Origin of the sequence: Arthrobacter crystallopoietes BAB-32, from assembly GCF_000328305.2 — a bacterium.
In the GTDB taxonomy this organism is placed as follows: domain Bacteria; phylum Actinomycetota; class Actinomycetes; order Actinomycetales; family Micrococcaceae; genus Crystallibacter; species Crystallibacter crystallopoietes_A.
This window is the reverse complement of record NZ_ANPE02000304.1, coordinates 1-2087: the sequence shown is the minus strand read 5'-3', so window position 1 is coordinate 2087 and position 2087 is coordinate 1. Positions and strand designations below refer to the sequence as shown.

Genomic DNA, 2087 nt, shown 5'->3' with positions numbered 1-2087 from the left:
CGGGTAACACCGGCGGGTTCAGCGGCGCCAGGGCGCGGGTGGCGTTGGTGAGCTGGCCGGTGGACAGGGAGGGGAGAAGATGGAGCGGCGCGAGCGGACGGCTTCCCGCCGTGGCAATTTTTCGCGGTGCCGGGGCTGGATTCTCCTGGAAGATGCCGCCGATGTTCCGGAGGGTGCGGGCAACGTCGAGGGCGTCGGGCCGCTCCGGTTCCTCCGCGGCGGTCATGGCGGCCAGCAGCGCGCGCAGTTCCGGAAGCAGGTCCGGCGGAATCCGGGGCGGGCGGTCCAGCCGGGCCAGCGCCGACTCCAGGGACGGTCCCGGGTATTCGACTTCGCCGGTGAGGCACTGCAGCAGGACCAATCCCAGCGAGTAGATGTCCGAGGCAGGCCCGACGCTGCCGCCCCTGACCTGTTCCAGGCTGAGGTAGGCCGCGGTGCCGATGGTGGTGTCGCCGGCTGCAAGGCCGGGCTGGCCGATCAACGTGGCGATGCCGAAGTCCGCCAGCTTCGGCTGCGGATCGTCGTCGCCGTAGTGCGCCAGCATGACGTTGCTCGGTTTGATGTCCCGGTGCACCGTGCTGTGGTTGTGGATGTAGTGCAGCGTCGCCGCGAGCCTGCTGCCCAGCAGTGCGGTTGCCCGCTGGTCGAGGGGGCCCGCTTCAAGCTGGAGCCCGAGATCCACGCCGTCGATGAGTTCCATGACCAGCCACGGGACATCGTCTCCGCCGTACGGGGTGGTGCCGGCGTCGTAAAGCGCGACGAGGCCCGGGTGGTTCAGCCGCGCCATGGTCAGCACCTCCTGCCGCTCCAGGTCGAGCCGTTGCCTCCCATCGTGCGCCCGGTGGAGGACCTTGACCGCGACCTGGCGCTGGAGGACGTGGTCGATGCCGCGGTACACGCTGCCCATGCCGCCGCGGCCGATCAGCGGGCCGACCTGGTACCGGCCGTTCAGTACGGCACTGGAAATTTCCGTCGCGGGCATGTTCGGCATGGGAGGCCTCCCGGTAGGGCACTGGTTGTGCAGACGATGTTAGGCCGCCAAGCTAAGGATGGGCTGTGACCGCGCTATGTCTCCGCCCTGCCGGCGAGGAGGTTCACGTCGTGTCCGGCCCTGTCGCGCCGTTGGGGATGATCGTCCCGGCGGCGCCGTCCACCGTGATCCTGTCCCCGGTGGCAATGCGCGTAGTGGCGAAGGGGACGCCAACGACGGCGGGGATTCCGTATTCGCGCGCCACTACGGCTCCGTGCGACACCGGTCCGCCCATCTCCATCACGAGGGCTCCGGCGGTAAGGAAGAGTGGGGTCCAGCCGGGGTCGGTGGACGGTGCGACGAGGATTTCGCCCGGCTCCAGCCGCGCGCCGGCGGGATCGAGGACAACCCGGGCGGTGCCGGTGATGGTGCCTGCGGAAGCCGGCGCCCCGGTCAAGGTTCCGGGCGGCAGGTGGGCCCCCGCCGTCGTCGTTGTTGCTGTTGCGGCCATCGCCGCCTCCACGTCCGTGCCGTCGGAAAGGAGGAGGCGCGGGATGTGCCGGCGGCGCATTTCCCGCGCGTAGTTGCGGCGCCGCTCGACGGTGATGCCCTGCAGTTCCGCGCCGCGCAGTCCCACCCGGGCTTCGGCGAGGTCCAGGAAAAAGACGTCGTCCGCGTCCGCGATGGCACCGGCAGCGACCAGCTCGTCGCCCACGTGCTGCAGTTGCCGGCGCAGCGCGGCCAGCGCGACGATGAGCCGGAACTTCGGGTATTCGCGCATGCCGGCGCTGCCGCGCGCCCGGTGCAGGCCGTAGGCGATGAGCCGGCTGCGCAGCCGTCCGCGGGCCTTGCTGCCTTGGACCAGGTCGGCGATCTTGGCATCCGCCTGCGCCGCAGCCCGCGCGAATTGCCGGTCCGGGGCCTGCTCGGGATCCTGCAGCCGCAGGTAGTTGGCGATGACGTTGATGATGTGGGCCGGGTCCTCCGACCAGCGCGGCACGCCCAGGTCGATCTCGGCGACCGCGCGGTGGCCGTACTCGGCCAGGAAGGTACGGAGCTGCCGCCGGGCCGTCTCCGGCAGCGTGCCGTTCCGGTAGGCGCGCGCCAGCTCCTGCGG

2 protein-coding genes are annotated in these 2087 nt (G+C 70.9%); both read right to left on the bottom strand.

Features of this window, described 5'->3' with window-relative positions; translation table 11 throughout:
* Window positions 1–991: serine/threonine-protein kinase (locus D477_RS20390; protein ID WP_005275099.1), on the bottom strand; the 991-nt coding region annotated here is incomplete at its 3' end.
* Window positions 992–1094: 103 nt separating this feature from the next.
* Window positions 1095–2087, bottom strand: a 993-nt coding sequence (locus tag D477_RS20385) for a PEP-utilizing enzyme (protein WP_005275095.1), incomplete at its 5' end; no start/stop codon positions are given.